This is a genomic window from Vibrio sp. 1249-1, assembly GCF_033340495.1.
Genome location: NZ_JAWOWJ010000608.1, coordinates 1 through 670, shown reverse-complemented (window position 1 = coordinate 670; position 670 = coordinate 1). Strand labels below are relative to the sequence as shown.

Annotated in this window: 1 protein-coding gene and 1 pseudogene; both read right to left on the bottom strand. The window is 46.4% G+C overall.

Annotated features, from left to right (window positions below; genetic code table 11):
- Nucleotides 1-249, bottom strand: a pseudogene (locus tag R7Z50_RS27910) (TVP38/TMEM64 family protein); the annotation flags it as partial.
- A gap of 69 nt (nt 250-318) precedes the next feature.
- Nucleotides 319-670: heterodisulfide reductase-related iron-sulfur binding cluster (locus R7Z50_RS27905; protein ID WP_318149808.1), on the bottom strand; the 352-nt coding region annotated here is incomplete at its 5' end.

Here is a 670-nt window from a genome sequence, read left to right as displayed (position 1 = left end):
TAAGATACCGCCTTTGATAGGGCCAAATACGATACCTGCCACAATGGTGAACGCGCTGCCCGGCAGTAGGAAAACACACGCAAACACGAATGCTGCTACGAATACGGCGTAGCCCCACACACCAAAGCTTGCGATCCAATCTTGTAGGCTCTTGATGTCTGTGATGATCTCAAGAATGCCAGTTTGTTTTGCTGCAAATAGAGCAATAGCTACAACAGCGACGATAAGAGCGATTTTTACGAATTTCATAAGTTCAACTTCACTTAAACCTAATAATTAAAAAGATATAGCTACAAAGAAGTAGTTACATAGACATAGCTACACAGACATACACTTGATCAGACCCGCTTTTGATTTGTAGCGGTTGAACCAAGCTTTCACAGGGCTAGCGAGTACGTTGACTGGTGGCTGATCACCTTGCATGATCACTGGGCCGAACATCAGATCCAGAATGTGCCAAGATTTCGTACCAACACCCATCATGGATGCACGACAAGCCGAGCAGTAAACCACAACGTAGTCTGTCTCAAACTCTTCAACACGGCGCTTGATTACGCGCGTTGCCACGTCAGGGTTTGCAGGTACAACCATGCCGCCGAAACCACAACAGCGCGTGTTTTCACGTGTGTGTTCTGGTTCAGAGGTTTTGTAGCCAAGCTCGTTTAAGATC